23 protein-coding genes and 4 tRNA genes are annotated in these 18,438 nt (G+C 64.5%); 12 read left to right on the forward strand and 15 right to left on the reverse strand.

The genetic code is table 11. From position 1 onward, the window contains the following. Window positions 1-45 precede the first annotated feature (45 nt). The 4 genes from hemE to B586_RS07945 are packed head-to-tail and all read left to right on the forward strand — an operon-like array spanning window position 46 to window position 3,918. Entirely contained in the window at window positions 46-1,107 is a 1,062-nt protein-coding gene (gene hemE / locus B586_RS07930; protein WP_047315414.1) for a uroporphyrinogen decarboxylase, read from the forward strand. Continuing rightward, window positions 1,104-2,459, forward strand: a complete 1,356-nt coding sequence (locus B586_RS07935) for a protoporphyrinogen oxidase (RefSeq protein ID WP_054880252.1) — start codon at window positions 1,104-1,106, stop codon at window positions 2,457-2,459. Before hemE ends, B586_RS07935 begins: the two co-directional genes overlap by 4 nt. Window positions 2,460-2,464: 5 nt before the next feature. Further along, the gene (hemQ, locus tag B586_RS07940; protein WP_047315369.1) at window positions 2,465-3,169 is read left to right on the forward strand and encodes a hydrogen peroxide-dependent heme synthase; all 705 of its coding nucleotides are present in this window, start codon (window positions 2,465-2,467) and stop codon (window positions 3,167-3,169) included. Beyond that, window positions 3,166-3,918: a class I SAM-dependent methyltransferase gene (locus B586_RS07945; RefSeq protein WP_047315370.1), complete on the forward strand. Its 753-nt coding sequence runs from the start codon at window positions 3,166-3,168 to the stop codon at window positions 3,916-3,918. The genes hemQ and B586_RS07945 overlap by 4 nt, the downstream gene beginning before the upstream one ends. Here B586_RS07945 and B586_RS07950 read toward each other — a convergent pair. The 5 genes from B586_RS07950 to B586_RS07970 all read right to left on the reverse strand — a co-directional run bounded on the left by B586_RS07950 (window position 3,915) and on the right by B586_RS07970 (window position 8,994). After that, a complete protein-coding gene (locus B586_RS07950) occupies window positions 3,915-4,760 on the reverse strand; it encodes an endonuclease domain-containing protein (protein WP_054880251.1) in 846 nt (281 codons plus the stop codon). The two genes, B586_RS07945 and B586_RS07950, sit on opposite strands and share 4 nt — an antisense overlap. Before the next feature lie 99 nt (window positions 4,761-4,859). After that, window positions 4,860-5,264 (reverse strand): peptide-methionine (R)-S-oxide reductase MsrB, encoded by a 405-nt coding sequence (msrB, locus tag B586_RS07955; RefSeq protein ID WP_054880250.1) that lies wholly within the window; start codon window positions 5,262-5,264, stop codon window positions 4,860-4,862. A gap of 47 nt (window positions 5,265-5,311) precedes the next feature. Beyond that, window positions 5,312-6,622: an arabinofuranan 3-O-arabinosyltransferase gene (gene aftC, locus B586_RS07960; protein WP_054880249.1), complete on the reverse strand. Its 1,311-nt coding sequence runs from the start codon at window positions 6,620-6,622 to the stop codon at window positions 5,312-5,314. Window positions 6,623-6,641: 19 nt separating this feature from the next. Next, on the reverse strand, window positions 6,642-8,219 hold the full coding sequence (locus B586_RS07965; RefSeq protein ID WP_156166482.1) for an alpha/beta fold hydrolase: 1,578 nt from the start codon (window positions 8,217-8,219) through the stop codon (window positions 6,642-6,644). Window positions 8,220-8,232: 13 nt separating this feature from the next. After that, on the reverse strand, window positions 8,233-8,994 hold the full coding sequence (locus B586_RS07970; RefSeq protein ID WP_054880248.1) for a pyrimidine reductase family protein: 762 nt from the start codon (window positions 8,992-8,994) through the stop codon (window positions 8,233-8,235). On the opposite strand from B586_RS07970, the gene zapE reads away from it, so the two are divergent. Then, complete coding sequence (gene zapE, locus B586_RS07975; protein ID WP_156406879.1) at window positions 8,993-10,087, forward strand: cell division protein ZapE; 1,095 nt, start codon at window positions 8,993-8,995, stop codon at window positions 10,085-10,087. The two genes, B586_RS07970 and zapE, sit on opposite strands and share 2 nt — an antisense overlap. A gap of 14 nt (window positions 10,088-10,101) precedes the next feature. Here the strand turns inward: zapE and B586_RS07980 are convergent, their stop codons facing one another. Both B586_RS07980 and B586_RS07985 read right to left on the reverse strand, forming a co-directional pair. Further along, on the reverse strand, window positions 10,102-10,611 hold the full coding sequence (locus tag B586_RS07980; RefSeq protein ID WP_047315376.1) for a hypothetical protein: 510 nt from the start codon (window positions 10,609-10,611) through the stop codon (window positions 10,102-10,104). Between the two features lie 52 nt (window positions 10,612-10,663). Next, window positions 10,664-11,416, reverse strand: coding sequence for a Clp protease N-terminal domain-containing protein (locus tag B586_RS07985; RefSeq protein WP_047315377.1), 753 nt, complete (start codon window positions 11,414-11,416; stop codon window positions 10,664-10,666). 137 nt (window positions 11,417-11,553) lie between these two features. Here B586_RS07985 and B586_RS07990 point away from each other — a divergent pair, with 137 nt between their 5' ends. Further along, window positions 11,554-11,892 (forward strand): DUF732 domain-containing protein, encoded by a 339-nt coding sequence (locus B586_RS07990; RefSeq protein WP_054880246.1) that lies wholly within the window; start codon window positions 11,554-11,556, stop codon window positions 11,890-11,892. 60 nt (window positions 11,893-11,952) lie between these two features. On the opposite strand, the gene B586_RS07995 is transcribed toward B586_RS07990, so the two are convergent. The 4 genes from B586_RS07995 to B586_RS21355 all read right to left on the reverse strand — a co-directional run bounded on the left by B586_RS07995 (window position 11,953) and on the right by B586_RS21355 (window position 15,038). Next, the gene (locus B586_RS07995; protein WP_054880245.1) at window positions 11,953-12,978 is read right to left on the reverse strand and encodes a methyltransferase; all 1,026 of its coding nucleotides are present in this window, start codon (window positions 12,976-12,978) and stop codon (window positions 11,953-11,955) included. A gap of 286 nt (window positions 12,979-13,264) precedes the next feature. Further along, complete coding sequence (locus tag B586_RS08000; protein ID WP_054880244.1) at window positions 13,265-14,434, reverse strand: glycosyltransferase; 1,170 nt, start codon at window positions 14,432-14,434, stop codon at window positions 13,265-13,267. Window positions 14,435-14,617: 183 nt separating this feature from the next. Next, entirely contained in the window at window positions 14,618-14,878 is a 261-nt protein-coding gene (locus tag B586_RS08005) for a hypothetical protein (RefSeq protein WP_054881012.1), read from the reverse strand. A 10-nt stretch (window positions 14,879-14,888) separates the two neighbouring features. Beyond that, window positions 14,889-15,038 carry a hypothetical protein gene (locus tag B586_RS21355; protein ID WP_168162519.1) on the reverse strand — a complete coding sequence of 50 codons (150 nt, stop codon included), beginning with the start codon at window positions 15,036-15,038 and terminating at the stop codon, window positions 14,889-14,891. A gap of 511 nt (window positions 15,039-15,549) precedes the next feature. Here B586_RS21355 and B586_RS08010 point away from each other — a divergent pair. Continuing rightward, window positions 15,550-15,849 carry a hypothetical protein gene (locus tag B586_RS08010; RefSeq protein ID WP_054880243.1) on the forward strand — a complete coding sequence of 100 codons (300 nt, stop codon included), beginning with the start codon at window positions 15,550-15,552 and terminating at the stop codon, window positions 15,847-15,849. Window positions 15,850-15,971: 122 nt separating this feature from the next. Here the strand turns inward: B586_RS08010 and B586_RS22400 are convergent, their stop codons facing one another. From B586_RS22400 to B586_RS08025, 4 genes are all read right to left on the reverse strand, one after another. Further along, a complete protein-coding gene (locus tag B586_RS22400) occupies window positions 15,972-16,100 on the reverse strand; it encodes a hypothetical protein (RefSeq protein WP_257720474.1) in 129 nt (42 codons plus the stop codon). Window positions 16,101-16,523: 423 nt separating this feature from the next. Continuing rightward, a tRNA-Val gene (locus B586_RS08015) sits at window positions 16,524-16,598 on the reverse strand. A 17-nt stretch (window positions 16,599-16,615) separates the two neighbouring features. Further along, window positions 16,616-16,686, reverse strand: a tRNA-Cys gene (locus B586_RS08020). 28 nt (window positions 16,687-16,714) lie between these two features. Beyond that, a tRNA-Gly gene (locus tag B586_RS08025) sits at window positions 16,715-16,787 on the reverse strand. 180 nt (window positions 16,788-16,967) lie between these two features. On the opposite strand from B586_RS08025, the gene B586_RS08030 reads away from it, so the two are divergent. From B586_RS08030 to B586_RS08050, 5 genes are all read left to right on the forward strand, one after another. Further along, window positions 16,968-17,039, forward strand: a tRNA-Val gene (locus tag B586_RS08030). A 155-nt stretch (window positions 17,040-17,194) separates the two neighbouring features. Beyond that, window positions 17,195-17,404 carry a hypothetical protein gene (locus B586_RS08035; RefSeq protein ID WP_211141589.1) on the forward strand — a complete coding sequence of 70 codons (210 nt, stop codon included), beginning with the start codon at window positions 17,195-17,197 and terminating at the stop codon, window positions 17,402-17,404. Next, on the forward strand, window positions 17,401-17,709 hold the full coding sequence (locus B586_RS08040) for a hypothetical protein (protein ID WP_054880241.1): 309 nt from the start codon (window positions 17,401-17,403) through the stop codon (window positions 17,707-17,709). The genes B586_RS08035 and B586_RS08040 overlap by 4 nt, the downstream gene beginning before the upstream one ends. A 5-nt stretch (window positions 17,710-17,714) precedes the next feature. Continuing rightward, window positions 17,715-17,909, forward strand: coding sequence for a hypothetical protein (locus tag B586_RS08045; RefSeq protein ID WP_054880240.1), 195 nt, complete (start codon window positions 17,715-17,717; stop codon window positions 17,907-17,909). Then, window positions 17,906-18,145 (forward strand): hypothetical protein, encoded by a 240-nt coding sequence (locus B586_RS08050; protein WP_054880239.1) that lies wholly within the window; start codon window positions 17,906-17,908, stop codon window positions 18,143-18,145. The genes B586_RS08045 and B586_RS08050 overlap by 4 nt, the downstream gene beginning before the upstream one ends. Window positions 18,146-18,438 lie beyond the last annotated feature (293 nt).

Below are 18,438 nucleotides of genomic sequence, written 5' to 3' on the forward strand. Positions count from 1 at the left end.
GCGCTCCTGAAGGTGTCGGAGAACATCATGGCAGCATTGAGCTCGATGAGTACTCGTCGCGACCTTACCGAGTCGCCATATCTGGCTGCTGTTACCGGCCGCAAAGCGAGCCGGGTGCCGGTGTGGTTCATGCGGCAGGCCGGCCGCTCGTTACCCGAATACCGAGCGCTGCGCGAACAGCACAGCATGCTAGCGGCCTGCTTTGAGCCCGAAGTGGCCTGCGAACTCACTCTGCAGCCGTTACGTCGCTACGACGTCGACGCGGCGATCTTGTTCTCAGACATCGTGGTGCCGCTGCGCGCGGCCGGCATCGATCTGGACATCGTGCCGGATGTCGGGCCGGTGATCTCCGACCCGGTACGCACCGCCGCCGATATCGACGCTATGAAACCCCTTGACCCACAAGCGATTCAGCCGATTTTCCAGGCCGTTTCGCTGCTGGTCGCCGCGTTGGGTGATGTTCCGCTGATCGGTTTCGCTGGCGCGCCGTTCACGTTGGCGTCCTACCTGGTCGAAGGCGGTCCTAGTCGTAACCATCCCCGCACTAAAGCCATGATGCTGGCCGAACCTGCGAGCTGGCATGCGCTGATGGACAAGCTGACCGATCTGACGCTCGGGTTCCTGCGCGGTCAAATCGATGCCGGGGTGGACGCCATTCAGGTGTTCGATTCGTGGGCGGGAACGCTGTCGCTGTCCGACTACCGTCAGTACGTGTTGCCATACAGCGGCCGGGTCTTCGCCACGCTGGCCGAGCACGGGGTGCCGATGACCCACTTTGGGGTCGGCACCGCCGAGCTGTTGGGTGCGATGTCGCAGGCTCTCCAACCAGGAACAGCAACCGTCGTCGGCGTGGACTGGCGAACCTCGCTGACCGATGCCGCTGCTCGGGTGCAACCCGGTACCGGGCTGCAGGGCAACCTCGACCCGGTGGTGCTGTTAGCGGGCTGGCCGGCGGTCGAACGTGCCGCACGGGCTGTCGTCGACGACGGGCGTCGTGCCGTCGACGCCGGCGCGGCCGGCCACGTTTTCAACCTTGGCCATGGAGTGCTGCCGGAGACCGATCCCGGCGTGCTGACCGAGCTGGTATCGCTCGTCCACGCGCTATGACGTCCCGCTCGTATTGTGTTGTGGGAGGTGGAATCTCGGGACTGACGGCGGCGTACCGGTTGCGCGCAGCCGCGGGCGACGACGCTGCGATCACGTTGTTCGATCCCGGTGACCGACTTGGCGGGGTATTGCGGACCGAGCGGGTAGGCGGACAGCCGATGGACCTGGGCGCCGAGGCATTCGTGCTGCGCCGCCCCGAGATGCCGGCGCTGCTGGCCGAGCTGAGCTTGTCAGAGCGCCAACGCGCCACCACCGGTGCCCGACCATTGATCTACAGCCAGCAACGGCTGCATCCGCTGCCACCGGACACCGTCGCCGGGATTCCGTCCTCGGCGACGTCGGTGGCCGGACTGGTCGACGACGCCACCGTCGCGCGCATCACCGGCGAATCCGCCCGCCCGCTGAGCTGGGAACCCGGCAGCGACCCCACGGTGGCCGACCTGGTGGCCGACCGGTTCGGCGAGCAGGCCGTGGCCCGGTTGGTTGACCCGCTGCTGGGCGGGGTCTACGCCGGCTCGGCAGCGACGATCGGGCTGCGCGCGGGCGCCCCCAGCGTGGCCGCTGCCCTCGACCGCGGCGCCGCCAGTTTGACCGACGCGGTTCGACAGGGGTTGCCGCCGGTCTCGGCCGGGCCGGTATTCGGTGCGCTAGACGGCGGCTACCAGGTGCTGATCGATGAGCTCGTCCGGCGCAGCCGGCTGCAGTGGGTAGCTGCCGCCGTGATCGGGCTCGATCGTGGGACGCGCGGCTGGACGCTGGTGGACGACACCGGTGCTCGCTGGTCCGCCGACGCGGTGATCCTGGCCGTTCCGGCCCCGCGGCTGGTGTGTCTGGTGCAGCAGATCGCCCCGCGCACCGTCGCCGCCGCGCGCCGGATCGTGAGTGCCTCGTCGGCGGTGGTGGCGCTGGCGGTGCCCCGGGACACCGCATTTCCGCAGAATTCCGGTGTGTTGGTGGCCAGCGGTGAGCGGCTGAGCGCCAAGGCGATCACGTTGTCCTCACGCAAGTGGGGGCTGCAAGGGGACACGCAGCTGGTGCGGCTGTCGTTCGGGAAGTTCGGTGACCAGGTGGCCTCGACTGCCACCGACGACGAGCTACTGGCCTGGGCGGTGAGCGACCTGGCCACCGTGTTTGGTGTGACCGTCGACCCCGTCTATGTCTGCGTGCAGCGGTGGATCGACGCAATGCCGCAGTATGGCCCCGGTCACGCCGATCTGGTCGCCGAGGTGCGCGCCGGCTTGCCGCCGACACTGGTCGTGGCCGGCAGCTACCTGGACGGTATTGGTGTGCCCGCGTGTATCGGCGCGGCCGGGCGTGCGATCGAGGCCTTAGGCGCGGAAGTGGCACGATAGGTGTCATGGCCAAACTTGGCAAAGTCGATTATGACGCCCTGAACTCGACGCTTCGCTACCTGATGTTCTCGGTGTTCGCGGTGCGGCCTGGTGTTCTGGGGGATCAGCGCGACGCAGTGATCGACGATGCCCGTACCTTTTTCAAGCAGCAGGAGGAGCGCGGTGTCGTGGTACGCGGCCTCTACGACGTCGCCGGACTGCGGGCGGACGCCGATTTCATGATCTGGACGCACGCCGAGCGCGTCGAGGCGCTGCAAGCGACCTACGCCGACTTCCGGCGCACCACCACGCTCGGACGGGCTTGTTCGCCGGTATGGAGCAGTGTGGCGCTGCATCGACCGGCCGAGTTCAATAAGAGCCATATCCCGGCGTTTCTGGCCGGTGAAGAACCCGGTGCCTACATCTGCGTGTATCCGTTTGTGCGGTCCTACGACTGGTATCTGCTACCCGACGAGGAACGCCGGCAGATGCTTGCCGAGCACGGCATGGCCGCGCGCGGCTACAAAGACGTCCGGGCTAACACGGTGCCGGCGTTTGCGCTCGGCGACTACGAATGGATCCTGGCTTTCGAGGCCCCGGAATTGGACCGCATCGTCGACCTGATGCGTGAGTTGCGTGCTACCGAGGCCCGGCGGCATACGCGCGCAGAGACACCGTTCTTCACCGGACCGCGAGTGCCGGTCGAACAACTAGTGAACTCACTGCCATGACGACCCAGTTCGACCCGACGGACCCGACCCGTTTCGAGGAGATGTACCGCGACGACCGGTTGTCGCATGGCTTGCCCGCCGCCACGCCGTGGGACATCGGCGGTCCGCAACCGGTGGTCCAGCAACTGGTCGCGGTGGGTGCGATCAAAGGCGAGGTGCTCGACCCGGGAACTGGCCCCGGTCACCACGCGATCTACTACGCGTCGGCGGGGTACTCGGCCACCGGTGTCGATGGGTCGGAGGCCGCCATCGAGCGCGCGCGGGCGAATGCGCGCAAAGCCGGGGTGTCGGTGGACTTTCAGGTGGCCGATGCGACAAAGCTGGACGGACTGGATGGCCGGTTCGACACCGTCGTGGACTGCGCCTTTTACCACACCTTCAGCACCGAACCCGAACTGCAGAAGTCCTATGTGCAGGCGCTGCGGCGGGCAACCAAGCCGGGGGCGCGCCTATACATGTTCGAGTTCGGCGCGCACGACGTCAACGGCTTTTCCATGCCGAGGTCGTTATCCGAGGACGACTTCCGTCAGGTGCTTCCCGTCGGCGGTTGGCAGATCACGTACCTGGGAACGACGACCTACCAGGTCAACCTCAGTGTCGAGGCCTTCGAAATGATGGCCAAGCGAAACCCGGATATGGCCGATCGGGTGCGGTTCGTGCTGGACCGGTTCCGGGTCATGGAACCGTGGTTGACCGACGGTCGGCTGCACGCCCCGTTCTGGGAAGTGCACGCCACCCGGGTGGACTAGAACCGGCAGCCGCGATGCAGCAGCGCGTCGCGCACGCGTCGCACCACGTCCTCGGGCGCATCTTCAGCGATTACCCGGATGACGATCCAGCCCAGCTCTTCGAGTTTGCGTAGCCGGTGCTGATCGCGGGCGTACTGGCGGCGGTTGGCGCGATGGTGATCGCCGTCATATTCGACAGCCACCTGGTACTTCTCCCAGCCCATGTCAACGACGGCAACCAGCCGCCAGTTCGGCTGCACCGGTATTTGGGTTGTGGGAACCGGCAGGCCGGCGTCGATCAGCAATAAGCGCAGCCACGTCTCCTTGGGCGACGCGGCGCCCGGATCCACCAGCGGAAGCGCCGCGCGTAGCCTTCGCAGGCCCCGCGCGCCCGAATACCGGTTGGCCAACAGCAGCACCTCCTCGCTCGAATACGGCGTCGCCCGCATCAGTGCGTCAAGCCGCGCCACCGCCTTGCCGGTGGGTAGTTGCCTGGCCAAGTCAAACGCCGTCCTTGCGCATGTGGTCACTGGCAGACCGGCGATACGGGTAACCTCGTCCGGCTCGACTCGTTGATTACGGGTGACCACGCCCACCGGGGGATGCGGGTTACGCCAGATCAATTCGACGGACTCATCATCGTCAATCCAATCCGAACCGTGCAGCGCCGCCGCGGCAAGTCCGGCGAGGACGCCGCGTCGGCCGGACCACAACCACGCCGCAACCGAACGCGTTCGCAGCGATGGTGTGGCGCCATCCGGCAGATAAATGTTGGGGTAGATCGCGCGGAACCCGGTTCGCAGCTGATGCGCGCTCAGTTTGCCCAGCCGCACGGCCTGGCTGCCCACAAATACGTCGTCCACACCTGAAAGACGTCACGACGGACCCGCGGGATCCGCGAAACTTAAACCGCTGTGGCACGTTGCCGGCGTGTCGCCGCAACAGTTTCAGTGTCGCGGGGATTAGGACGGGACGAGGCGCAGCGAGATCGAGTTGATGCAGTAACGCTGATCCGTCGGCGTCGGATAACCCTCACCGGCGAATACGTGGCCCAGGTGACTGTGGCAGTTTGCGCACAGCACCTCGGTGCGGGTCATTCCCAGCGAGCTATCGGAACGCAGGATCACGGCGTCCGAGCTCGACGGGTCGAAGAACGACGGCCAGCCGCAGTGTGACTCGAATTTCTCTGTGCTGCGGAATAATTCAGAGCCGCAGGCCCGGCACTGGTAGACGCCCGGGGTTTTGGTGTCGGTGTATTCGCCGGTGAAGGGTCGCTCGGTGCCGGCGCGACGCAGCACGTCGAACTCCTGCGGCGTCAGCTTCTTGCGCCACTCGTCGTCAGAGAGTTCAACCTTCGGACGAGCCATTTGCGCCACTCCTCCTCATCGCTTCGCTCTGCATCGTCGCTGGCGCGTCATGCGTCCACGGTAGCCCGCGTCTGCTTAGGCGTCAGCCACGCCGGATCGATGCCGCTGTCCAGCCGATCTTCCGCCTTGGCGTCCAGATAGCGGAAGTACAGCACCGTAGACACCACGATCAACAGCAGCGACCAGCCGTAGGTGATCTTCAGGTATTCCAGCGCGCGGCCCCACCGCATCCAGTTGAACAGCAGCCAGCGGTCCAGCGTCAAAAAGCCGTAGATCCCCAGCCACGCCGGCCAGTTGCGGATCAGGGAGTTCGGCAGCACCACCGTCATCAGGAACGGGAACAGCATCATCGAGTAGTAGCCCTGGGCTAGCGACAGCACCAGCCACGACCACAGCAGCAACACACCCGCCGAGCAGGTGAACCAGAACAGCGGATCGCGGGTCCGGTAGTAGCGGTTCAGCAGCCACAAGCTGCCGACGGCCAGCGCCGTGAACAGCAGCCGCAGGAATACGATCAGCCAGGTGGGCAGGCCGAAGTACACGCCGTTGCCCTCGATAGAGCTGTTGAAGTAGTCACGGGTGCCCAGGATGTAGGGCACTGTGCGCGTGAAGAAGTCCATCGGATGGCTGACCAACGGCAGCGCGGCAAGGTTGATCACCACGGGCAGCGCAATCGCCGGCACCAGCGCCCGCCACTGACGATTCAGCAGCGGCAGCAACAGCAGCGGACCGAGCAGCGGTTTGAGCACTAGCGTCAACCCGATCGCACCGCCGGCCCACCACTGCTGGCGTGTGTTGCCGTCGATCAGCCACCGCAAGAACAGCACCTCCAGCAGCAGGATGCAGCCGTTGATGTTGGTGAACACCAGCGTGTTGGTCACGGTCTCGGTGCAGAACATGGCCAGCAGCAGAGCGGGCGCGGCCACCGAGGCCAACGTGTACTTGAACAACCGCAGCATCAGGTACCAGGCGATCAGGATGGCCACAGTATTGATCAGGATGAACAGATAGCGCGACGGCGCGAAGGGCAGATATCCGAACGGCGCCATCAGCAGCGTGCCGCCGGGCGGGTACAGGTAGTGCGGGTCGACGTAGTCGAAGTGCTCGTTGTAGATGTCCCAGCCGCGCCGGAAGTTCAGCACCGCCCGGTAGACCGGTTTGAAATCGTCGGTGATGTTGCCGTTGGTGGTGATCACGATGCTGCGGTGCAGCACCGAAAGAATGGCCGCGGGCCACAACGCTGACCGCACGATCGTCGCCGTGCTCGGTGCGTGGATGCGGGGACGGAATGCGGCCAGCACCCAATCGCGCAAGCCGGTTCGGGTCGAGTCAGCTGCCGTCACCAGCGCACCGTACACCGGAGCTGGGACGCAAGTATTAGGCGGGACAGTAGGTGTCGGTGGCGGGCAGCTTGCCGCTGGTCAAATAGCCGATGATGGGCGGGACCGCACAGGCCGAATAGATGCTTGCGCCATGGCCGATGCCCTGCCACATCACCCGTTTGCTGGCGGCATTGGCGTTGATGATGGTGGCCGCCGTCGCGGCGACCCCTTCCGACCCCACGATCGGGTCGTCTGGTACCCCCAGCACCATGACGTCGATCTTGAGGTCCTTGGGCGGTTGCGGAGTCGTACCGGTGGGCCAATGCACACATTTGACCAAATTGAGCGCGCCGACCGTGCCGAACTCGGGATACAGCTTCCCCCACGCGACGACCAGTTCACGGACGCGGTCGGGGGTCGGCCGGTTAAGCGCGTCGCTGCAGTCGCCGACGAACTGGCCGTCGGAATCCTGGGTGGCATCGGCGCGGTGGATCAAATTGGTCAACGGGCTGGCGTCGCCGCTGCGGGCGGCTGCGAGCGCGTTGGCCAGGCTCGTGGTGGTGCCCACCCGGTCGCCGGTAGGAAAGCCCAACGCGACGGTGATGGCTGAAACGATGGAAGCTACCGATGCGCCGCCAGGTGCCTTACCGGTGCGGGCGGCCGCCAGCAGTGCGGCGACGGCGCCCTTCGGATCGGGTCCCAGCGCGCAGTTCACCGCAACGCATTGCGCGGCGAACGCATCGAGTGCGGCCTGCTGGCCCTTGACTTGTTGCTCGGCGGCGGCTTCGGCATTGACTCCCAATGCAATCGGGGAGTCGAGGATCAATCTGGCGACCCGGTCGGGACGCGATGCGGCGTAGGTCAATGCCACCTGGGCGCCGTTGCCGATCCCGACGAGCGCGAGCGCGGGTACGTCCCAAAGGTTACGCAGTCGCTCGATATCGGAGGCGGCGTGCGAGTTGTCGTAGGCGGAGGCTCCTGGCGCGATGGCGTCAGTGCAGTTGGTGGTGGCGGTGTTTGAAACGTCGGAGAGGTTGGCCACGGGATCGTCGCCGGACTCGAACTGCGCCTGGTCGCGCATCTCTTGGCGGTCATAGTGGTCGCGGCAGTCAATGGGGCTCGACATGCCCATGCCGCGTCGGTCGACAGCGACGATGGGGTGGGTGCGGACCACATCGGCGCCCGCGCGGGACAGCCAGACCGGTAGCTGCGCCGACGACGGCAGGTCGGAACCGGTGGTGAGCACCAAGGGTCCTGCGTCGCGCGGCGTTTGACTCGAGCGGGCGCGGACCACGCCAATGGTCACGCTCCCGGATCCACCGTTGACCGGGTCGAGGTCGGAGTCGTAGTCCGCACACTCCAACTGGATACCGGGTGCTGCCGCGACCCCGGCATCCCCGAATAGCCGTGACGTGCAGTCGTGCCACGACAAGTCGTTTTTGGGCGTCGCGATCGGCGGGGGACCGGCGGCCGTCGGGGTTGTGGTGGCCGCGCCTTGCGGTCGGGCACCGGAGTTGGTAGCAAACCGCGGGTCCGCGGCGAGGCCCGGGACGCAGCCGACCAGCAACGCGGTCACAGCAACCAAAATCGTGGCGGACGCGATGTGCCGACGCATGCCGACCACAGTAGCCACTCCCGCCGCCGGGTCAGGCCTTGACGTAGCGGGCGTACAGGTAGCCGGCGTCGTCAGTGAGAACGTGGGCGCAGCGCATTCGGGTGAGCAGCTGCCCCGGTCCCGTCGCGATACGTCGGGCCAGGCCACCCACCAGCAAGGGTGCGATGGTCAGACACAGCTCGTCGAGCATGCCGCGCTGAATAAACGAACCGAGCAGCATCGGCCCGCCTTCGGTCAGGACCCGGCGCAGACCGCGAGCCTGCAGCGCCGCCAATACGGCAGCCTCGTCGACCTTGTTGGGATCGTCGCCAGAGCAGTCGACCACGTCGGCAAGGTCAGCGAACCGCGGGCGCAGCTCCTTGGCGGTCGCGGTGCAGGTGAGCACCAGTGGGGCTACCTCGGTCCGGGTGAACACCGCCATATCCCGATCCAGCCGACCCGACTTCGTGACGATCGCCAGTTGGGGGACTTCGTTTTGGCCGCGGGCCTGCCGCTGCTGGCGCTGGGCGACCGGCAGGTGCGCGCCGGAATAGCCCTCGATCCGTACGGTGCCCGCGCCGACGACGACCACATCAGCGAGTTCGCGCAGCATGTTGAACACAAATCGGTCGCCCGGCCCGGCCATGGCGCCGGTCTTGCCGTCGGCGGTGGCACCGCCGTCGGCGCTGGTGATGAAGTTCGCCCGCACCCAGATTTGGTCCTGCTCGGGATAGCCGTAGAGCTGGGGGAGTTCGCCGTCGTCGAGGTGGCGCCCGGAGTCGAGCATTTGCAGCGGCGTCGTGGCGGGGGGCATCCGTTTGATTGCAGCACGTCGCTACAGTGCCTGCATGCACGGGTCCACCTCCGCGAATCCGCCCGACGTGTCGGGCCGGGTGGCTCACCTGGTGGATCGGCAGCCGACGGTGTCGCCGGAGCGGCTGATCGCCCAGTTAACGCCGCCGCCAACGTTCACCGCGGTGAGCTTCGCGACCTATTGCCCCGACCCCGCGGAACCGACCCAGGCCGCCGCGGTCGGGGCCTGTCAGGAGTTCTGCCGGCAGGCCGTAGCACGCCGGGCGGGCCGCAAGAAATTGCTGGGCAAACGGGTGGTGCTGCCCGGTGTTGGGTTGTACTTGGACGGCGGGTTCGGTGTGGGCAAGACCCATCTGCTGGCGTCGGCCTACTACCAATTGCCCGAGCATCCCAAGGCATTCGCGACATTTGGGGAGCTGACCCAGCTGGCCGGGGTGTTCGGCTTCGTTGAATGCATCGAGCTGCTGGCCAATTACACGGCGGTGTGCATTGATGAGTTTGAGCTAGACGATCCGGGCAACACCACGCTGATCTCACGGATGCTCTCGGCATTGGTCGAGCGCGGCGTGTCGGTGGCCGCCACCTCCAATACCTTGCCGGAGCAGCTCGGTGAGGGCCGCTTTGCCGCCCAAGATTTTCTGCGCGAAATCAATACGTTGGCAAGGATTTTCACTACGGTGCGGATCGAGGGGCCGGACTACCGGCACCGCGACTTGCCGCCCGCGCCTCAGCCGCTGTCGGATGAGCAAGTCACTGCGCGTGCCGCACGCGTCCAGGGGGCCACCGTCGACGACTTCGACGCGTTGTGCGCGCACCTGGCCACCATGCATCCGTCGCGGTATCTGACGTTGATTGAGGGCGTGACCACGGTGTTCTTGACCGGCGTGCACGGTATCGATGACCAGAACGTTGCGCTGCGGCTGGTGTCGCTGACCGATCGGCTGTATGACGCCGGTATTGCGGTGGTGGCTTCCGGGGAGAAGCTCGACAGGATCTTCAGCGAGGAGATGCTGGCCGGTGGTTACCGAAAGAAGTACCTGCGTGCCACCTCACGGCTGTTGGCGTTAAGCGCCTTCGGGGTCAACGACGCTTAACTCCGCCTACGTCGTCATAGGTTCCATTGGGCGAGGTGCTGGCCCGTCTTCTTGTCCAACAGTATGACGTTGGACACCGGATCGCGGTAGGCGTCCCAATACACGGCGCCGCGCACGATGGCACCGTTGGGCGCATTCACCAGCACGTTGTCCAGCGCGTCGGGTGCATCGGAGGCCCGCGGCTTGTAGGCGTCGGCGAACGGGGTCACCCCGTCGAAGCTGAAGTTGGTTGCCATGATGAACGGATTGGGCACCCTAATCGCGTGCACCGTCACGTCGGCGCGGTCAACGGTGCTGCCGGGAAAGCTTTTGACCGGGACGCCGCTGCGTGTGTAGCCGAATCCTGGCGGCGGGTCGCACGGCGTCACGCTGCTGACGGTGACGTCCGCGATGTAGGTGCCGGTGTCCACCCGCAAGGTGTCCCCGATCCGGCCGATCGGCGCGTCGCCAGCCCAGGCACGGGGCGCGGCAACGCCGGCGGCGGTGACCAGGAGGGTGGTAAAGACGATCAGCCAGCGGTGCATCTTTTCCAATCCTCGGCTTCCCGTTAGGGACCTTCGCATGATTGCACACGAACTAAACCGAAGGGGAGGGATCGGACGACGCCGCGCTCGTTCCGTTGGTGAGTGATTCAAGCGCGGCGATCAAGTCGGCATCGATGCGCGCCTTGTCGACACCGGATTGGTGCAGCGGTCCGGCACCGTCTTCGAGCTCGACCAACGCCAGCAGCAGGTGTTCGGTGCCAATGTAGTTGTGGCCCAGCCGAAGTGCTTCGCGGAAGGTCAGCTCGAGTACCTTGCGCGCCGGACCGCTAAATGGGATCAGCTCCGGCGGCTCGGCGTCCGCGGGGGGCAGCGTCACGGAGCCGCGCAACGCCTCGGTGTCGACGTGCTGGTGCTGCAGTAACACGGTAGCCAGCGCGGCCGGATCGCTGAGCACCCCCAGCAGCAGATGGTCGGGTGTGATTTCGCTGTTGGCGGCCGTGTGTGCGGCGTTCTGAGCCGCGACGACGGCATTGCGGGCCCGCGGTGTGAAGCGCCCGAAGCCCTGTTCGGGGTCTAGTGCGGTGGCCTCGGCTCGCGGGACGAACCGCTTCTGCGCGGCCTGCTTGGTGACACCCATGCTCTTGCCGATGTCGGTCCAGGAGGCCCCGGAGCGGCGGGCCTGGTCGACGAAGTGTCCGATCAGGTGGTCGGCGATCTCGCCCAAATGCTCAGCGGCCAAGACGGCGTCGGCGAGTTGGTCCAGGGCATCGCTGTGGACTTGTTTGATGGCGTTGATCATTTCGTCGAGGCGGACCGGATAGGCGATGGGTGTCGACTGAGCCATGTCGTCAACGTTAGGTTGACGTAGTGGATCTGTCGACCTTGGGTTGACGATCTGTGGCGTTGCCACGCTGGTGGTCGGCCGCGACATGGGCTCTCAGGAATGCGTGCGCACCGTAACTCTGGGACACTTGAGGGGGCATGAAATTTCTCTTGGCACTGAGCGGTGCCGCTGTCATGATCGGCATGGCCACGCCGGCCTACGCCGACGACAACGATCAACAATTCCTCGCCGAACTCCGGCAGGCTGGCATCACCTACCACGATCCGGATCGCGCGATAACAGCCGCGAAATCGGTATGTCAGTTGGTTGACGAGGGCAAGTCGGACGCGGAGATCGTCACGGAACTGCAGAACCGCAATCCGGCATTCCAGGGGATGGGCGCCGCCAAATTCACCACATTGGCGGCCGCCCATTACTGCCCCAAGTATTTGACTGGCGAGGGACAACCCCCGAAACCGGCTGGTGCCGGCGGCTAGGTGTCAGCAGCGTGACTCGTCGCTGAGCAACTGGGCCCCGTGCTGATCGGCGCCGAGCGGCTAAACGGCGCGGCCCTCGATGATGTTGAAGCGCGACGCGGTATCGATCACGCCGATCATCTCGAAGCCGGCGTCGTCGAACAGGCTGCGGTACTCGCCGGCGGTGCGTTCCCGGCCGTCGTTGATGATCAGCATTTCGATGTCCGTCCACTTGGCTACCGATGGGCTGTTGTCTTCGGGGATGACGGTTTCGACGAGTAGCAACGTGGTGCCGGGGGCCGAGGCCGACCGCACGTTGCGCAGGATTCGCACGGATGCGTCGTCGTCCCAGTCGTGGATGATGTGCTTGAGCACGTAGGCGTCCGCACCGGCGGGGACACCGTCGAAGAACGAGCCTTCGGCGAGCCGAACCCTTTCTGCGACATGCATTTCCTGTAGCAACGGCGTCGCTCCCGCAATCACTTCGGGTAGGTCGTACAGCACGCCGTGGGCATCTGGTGCCGAGGCGAGGATCGCGGCCAGCAGCCGGCCATGTCCGCCGGCGACGTCCACGACCGTGCCGAATCGGGTGAAGTCGTAGGCGTTGATGACAGGCCCAATCGACATCCCCGACATGCCGGTCATTCCGTCATTGAAGATCTGTCCGAACTCCGGTTCGTCGCCCAGGTACTCGAAAAAGCTCTTGCCGCGCAACGCCGCAACGACGGAGGTGCCCGTTTTGATCGCGTTAGTCAGCTGGCTCCAATGTTCACGGTGTTGTGGTGCGCCGACGAACCGTGTTATCGCGCGCATCGAGGCCGGAGCGTCCGTACGCAACAGGTCGGCCATCGGCGTCAACTCGTAGCGGCCGTCATCGCGTTGGGCGAATATGCCGCTGCTGATCAGCGCCCGCAGCAGCCTAGCCAGCGCGTCGGGATTCGCTCCCACCTTGCCGGCCAATTCATCGATCGGCAGCGGCCCGCCAGCGAGTGCGTCGGCGACGCCCAGATCCGCGACCGCGGTGATCCCCTGCGATACCCACGCGGCGAGAATCAGCTCTTGCATTGCCTCCGCCGGGGGAGCTATCTGTCGGTCGAGTGAAGTCATCTGCGTCCTTAAGGTCGGTGGCAACTGGAACTCAACGGAGTCTCGCACGGATCGCCGCGTTTGGGACCCATTCCTGCCTCTAGGTTCTGCGCGGCCACGAAGGTTTGGAAATCAGATGAATTCTGCCCGGCCGGCCAAGCGGTCCGCGATGTTGTGCGATACGTTGGCGACTGCGCGGCAAAGGAGCTATGCGGTGATGAAGGTATCGAATATGGCAGCCGGATTTCGTTCTTGATCTCGGGCGAAGCAGGACGCGGCCATCAAGAGCGGATTGTCTGGCTGAGCGTTAATCGGAGTGCTGCAGCGCGGTGTCTTCCAGGAGATCGGCGGCGCGGCGAACGCTTTCGGCGGGTTGGGTCATCTGGGTGGCGATTTCGCGGGCTCGAGCTATGCATTCCGGAGTGAGGATAGAGCGCAGGTCTGCGACCAGCGAGTCCCCGGTGTTGGTCCAAAATGGACGGCCTGCACCGACTTTCAGCCGCTGGAGGACAGTTGCCCAGATCGGCTGATCGTCGACCCCGAGCCAGAGGATCAACGTCGGAATACCCGCTCGCATGCCTGCGGCGGTAGTGCCAGCGCCGCCATGGTGGACGACCGCACGGCAAGCCGGAAAGACGGCTGCGTGATTGACCGCGCGCACAACCTTGACCTGGTCGAATTGCGGGACCTGGGTGAAGTCACTTGGCCCAGCGCAAATCAACGCCCGCTCGCCCAACTGCGCGCAGGAGGCACTGATCACGGCCACCGTCGTTGCAGGGTTGGCGACCTGGGCGCCGCTGCCGAAGCCGAAGTAGATCGGTGAGGTTCCCGCGGCGATCCATGACAAGACCTCGACATCGGCCTTCGTCGGCGCCTCCAGCGTCAGGGCGCCGACGAAGGGTCGGCGCCCAGCTTGCTCCGCCCATTGGGCTGCCAGCCCAGGAAAGCAAAGTTCGTCGTAGGCCTGGATCTCGAGCGGTGTTGGGGGTGCGGCCGGCTCCGGCAAGCCCAGTGCGCTGCGTTGAGCGTCTTCGGCTTCCTTCGTTACTTGCCCGATCCAGCCACCCATGCGTGTATCACCCGCCGGGAAAAAGTGCAGCGCCGCATGCGGAATGTCGTAGTATGCAGCGATATTGGCGGCCAGGCCTTGTTCGCCTTTGCCTGTTAATAGCAGGTTGGCCCCTTTGGTCAGCGTGGTCAGCGTCGTGCCCCAGTGGGCCCAGGCCTGGGCGACATGCTCCACGATTTCACCCATTGCGGCGATGGGATTCTGGATCATCCGTAAGGTCTCGTCGGGTAGCGCCTGCGGGTCTGGCCCGAAGGAGACCGCGGCAAGCCCCGCCGACTCCACGAAGCCAAGCCATTTGGGGGGTACTGCTATTTGGACTTCGTGGCCTCTGCGGAGCAGCTCCCGACCGACGGCGGCGAAAGGCTCAACATCACCGCGACTGCCATAGCTCGCCAGCACAAACTTCATCAGCGGAACCTAACTCGCGGGCATGCCCTGCGCCATGGCGCCCAGGCAATGGGCGGAATCTGGTCAACCGGTTTCGGTTGTGGCTGCGGGTCGGTTTCTGATGTGTTGGTGGACAACGCTTTCCGGCTGCTGACCGTGCCGACAAATGCCTAGTAGGCCCCGCCCAAGGTGAGAGGGTGTCCATCACCGCGCCAGCGTCCCTGTGGTGGTGTGGCCAAATCGCTGGAACGCGGCCTGACGAGTGATGCCGAGGGCGACACCGATTGCCGCCCAGGTGCCCCCGGCGGCGCGGGCGGCGTCAACTGCGGCTCGCAGCTCGGATTCTGCGGTCTCAACCGCTTCTTTCGCTGCGATGATGCGGCGCATATGGCTGGCGTCGCGGGCTTTGGCGGGGTCGACGTCAAGGTTGTCTAGCCATTCGTCGGTGTCGGTTTTGTGCTTCACACTCATGTCATTACCTCAGGTAGTCGTAGAACTTCGGGCGTAGCACGTCAGCGTGGATGATCCGCGACGGTTCAGCTGCTGGGATGACTAGCAACGCGTTGCGATATGCGTGGAGCGTGGCGTCGTCGCTGATGCCGCGCTTGCGGGCACTAGCCTTCACCTTCGCGTGTAAACCTTATCTTTGCAGCGTGGCCGTGTGAAGAATGCGTTGGTCATCGGATCACCCGCAGGTTCGGCTTGGTCCGGGCCCCTTTACCGGCGCTTTTCATCGCTTCCACTGGTCGGTCTGCGCGCACAACCTCGGTAAGGTCCAGGCCAATTGCCGTGTTGTTTGCTGGCTTGGAGGACACCCGAGCTGGCCTCTTATCTGTCTACCAGGACTGAAATGATTCCAATTCCAATTTGGCTGTGACGCAACAAGATCGGTGGCAGGGAAACGCTGGAAATCGCTTGTACATTAACGGTTTCCGGTTGATTGGAGAAATGTTATGTGTCGGCGGCGGAATGGGAGGCGGCGCTTGAGGAATGGTATCGCTAGCGGGCCGGGTGGGTGAAGCGCCACGGGATGTCGGTGGACGAGTTGCCGTGTGAGATCGGTAATACACCGTGGGATGATCGGATGCTGTAGTGACGCAACGGGGTTGGCGGCTTTGCCGGCTCGACGTTGACCCGTGGGGGTGCCGCGCTTGTCGCTGCCGGTCATCCAGAACAGATTTCGGCATTTGCATCGCCGAGCTGCACCCGTATCGGATGGCGGCGCTATGGCGGCGCGGTGCGGTATTGCCCTAAGCCACCAGGACGGGCTGCAGCTGCGGGGTCTACTTCTGCCCGACGACGACGACTTTGAGCGCATCGTCAACGATCACCCCTGGTCGTTTACGGCCGATGCGGGTGGCATGGTCGTCGTCAGTCGCGGTGAAGCGGCTGGGCCGTTTGACCGTGATCCGTTGCCGGATTGGGAGAGCGGATGATGTGGCGCGGATCGAGCCATCGCATCGTCGAGCTCGGCGCCGCTGCGGAAAACGTACTCGCGTGGTGGATGCGTTGAGTGCGCGCTGCGACGGCGTGCTGGTCTTAACCTTGCGGTCGGCCTTTAGCGCGGCAAAAGCAGCATCACCAACGCGATAAGCGTGCCGTAGAACGCCATCTGGGCCACGACACAGGCCAGCTGAGCCTTAAATGACAGCTCCCCTACGGTGCGGCTTTTGCGAGTCCCGTCCACGAATCCCCCTTCGTGCCAATCCCCCCATCAGCATGCTAATCGGCCGTGGGCGGCGCCTCGGTGGCGGCTCGGGGTGGTGTGCCAGGAGGGAGACGTTTCAACGTTTCATCTTGATGTGTGTTGACGCGATCATCGTGGAGGGCCGACACCACACCGACCGAGGTCACATCACGGGCTTGGCGGCCAGCATCGAAGATATCGGCCTCATCCAGCCGGTGGTGGTGACACTGGATAACCGTCTGGTTTCCGGGCAGTGGCGGCTCACACCTCCGCATAAACTTCACCCCATCCGAACTACTGACTATGGGACGGCAGTTAGAGGAGATCGAAAAGCCGAGAGTCGAAGAGCGGCAACAAAATGGTCGCATCCTGGCACATCGCCGAATCTGAGGCTTAAAAACCGCCTCTGACCTGCGTAAACTCTGGTGCGCGATACTGGGATTGAACCAGTGACCTCTTCCGTGTCAGGGAAGCGCTCTCCCGCTGAGCTAATCGCGCTAGGGGGTTGAATCTAGAGGTGGAGACGGGAATCGAACCCGTGTGCACGGCTTTGCAGGCCGTTGCCTCACCACTCGGCCACTCCACCGCAGGGATTGATGCCACTTGCACCTTCGAGCGGATGACGGGATTCGAACCCGCGACCCTCACCTTGGCAAGGTGATGCGCTACCAACTGCGCTACATCCGCGCGCAACGGACGAGATCGTCGCCCGGTGCGAAGCACGACGATAGTCCACGTGAACGGGCGCACACAAATCTTCAGTGCGGCGCCTCTCTAGGCTATCGCTCGACCAGGTCGTCAGCACGTGGGGCATACTGCGGATCCGCGGCTCGTGCTAATCTTCGACGTCGTTCGCCTCTCGGTGCCGGTCCCGTGGCTCAGTGGAAGAGCGTCCGCTTCACACGCGGAAGGTCGCTGGTTCGATCCCAGCCGGGACCACCCACATTCACGCACGTAGAATAGGGTATCTAGCCCAGCAAATCAAAACCGACGTTATGCCGGTGTTATCGAGACTACGCCGCCTCATGGGGTTCTCCGCCTACTACTAAATCTCAAGTAGGAGAACATCCATGCCCACCAATGGTGACCGGGTCATGACAACCACCCCCGCACCCCTGACCCCCGAGTTAGCGCGCCTACGCGAGGGCCTGGTCCAACGGTTCAAGGACCACCCGCCCAGCACCTGGTCGACATCGCTGCTCGCGATCGTCAACACCGCTATCGATCTCGAATTCGGCGAGCCGCCAGCCATCCCGGCGCCAAGATTCCGCCCCTATGTCGTCAAGAACGGCGGCCGGTCATGACCACAACACCACCCCCCGACGTCCCCCTGCCTGCCGGAACCCGCCCTGTTGGCGGCTGGGAAGACGGCCGACGCGTCTTGTCGACTGATGCGCAGCAGGTTGATTTCACCGAGCTGCTGGTGTCGGCGGTGGTCACACAGTTGGCTGACGGGTCACTCGGCGACGAACCGTCAATTCACGTCGATGAGTGCGACGAATACGACGGGTCCTTGCGTGAGCGCCTGACCCTCGGCGTTGAGGGGGCCCGGGAGCTGGCCCAGGCCCTCCTGAAACTATGCAACCAGGTCGATAAGTGGGCATGGTGAGCGCTATGAAAGAACAACAGGAGTCGCCGGAAGTCCGGCGGCTGCGAAGCGAACTATTGCAGCGCCTTGACGAGACGCCATTCAATGACTGTTCACCCGCCCTACTGCGCGCCCTCATCGCCGTCTTCGACCTCGAGCTCGGGAACACCCCGGCGGCGCCTAACGCTCAGACCAAGCCGAACCTGCGGGTGGTCCGATGACCGCTACCACTCACGATGCCGACCTCAAATACCTGAGAAAAGAGCTGGCCGCCCGCTTCGACTCCTACCCCTCAGACGACTGGTCACCGCGCCTCCTCGCGGCCCTCATCGCCGTCTTCGACCTCGAATTCGGCTCAAGCAACGGCCACACCAGGGACTCCGGTCTTTTTCGTGATCGCACGAAAAAGGATGCGGTTAAGCCGAATCTGCGGGTGGTCCGAAGCTGCGACCAGTGATGCCGAGATCCACTAGCTTCCGGCCGCACCTCGTGAGGTGAGTGACATGTTGTCACTCACCTCGGCCAGTGACAGAACTCGGGATCGATCCGTCGGCGTCGTCCGCACCCTTTTTACCCAAACGGTTAAGCTGGCTGGTGGGAATGCCGTGGGGTAGCTGTGGGCCAGAAGCCTGTGGCTGACAGGATGTCAGTCAGTTCGGCTCGGGCCACCCAGGGGTGTCCACAATTAGGTACACCCTTTTAGCCGCCTGCAGCGAAAAGGGTGTGACCGCGCGTAAGTCATTGCGTATC

It is taken from the genome of Mycobacterium haemophilum DSM 44634, assembly GCF_000340435.2.
Lineage (GTDB): Bacteria > Actinomycetota > Actinomycetes > Mycobacteriales > Mycobacteriaceae > Mycobacterium > Mycobacterium haemophilum.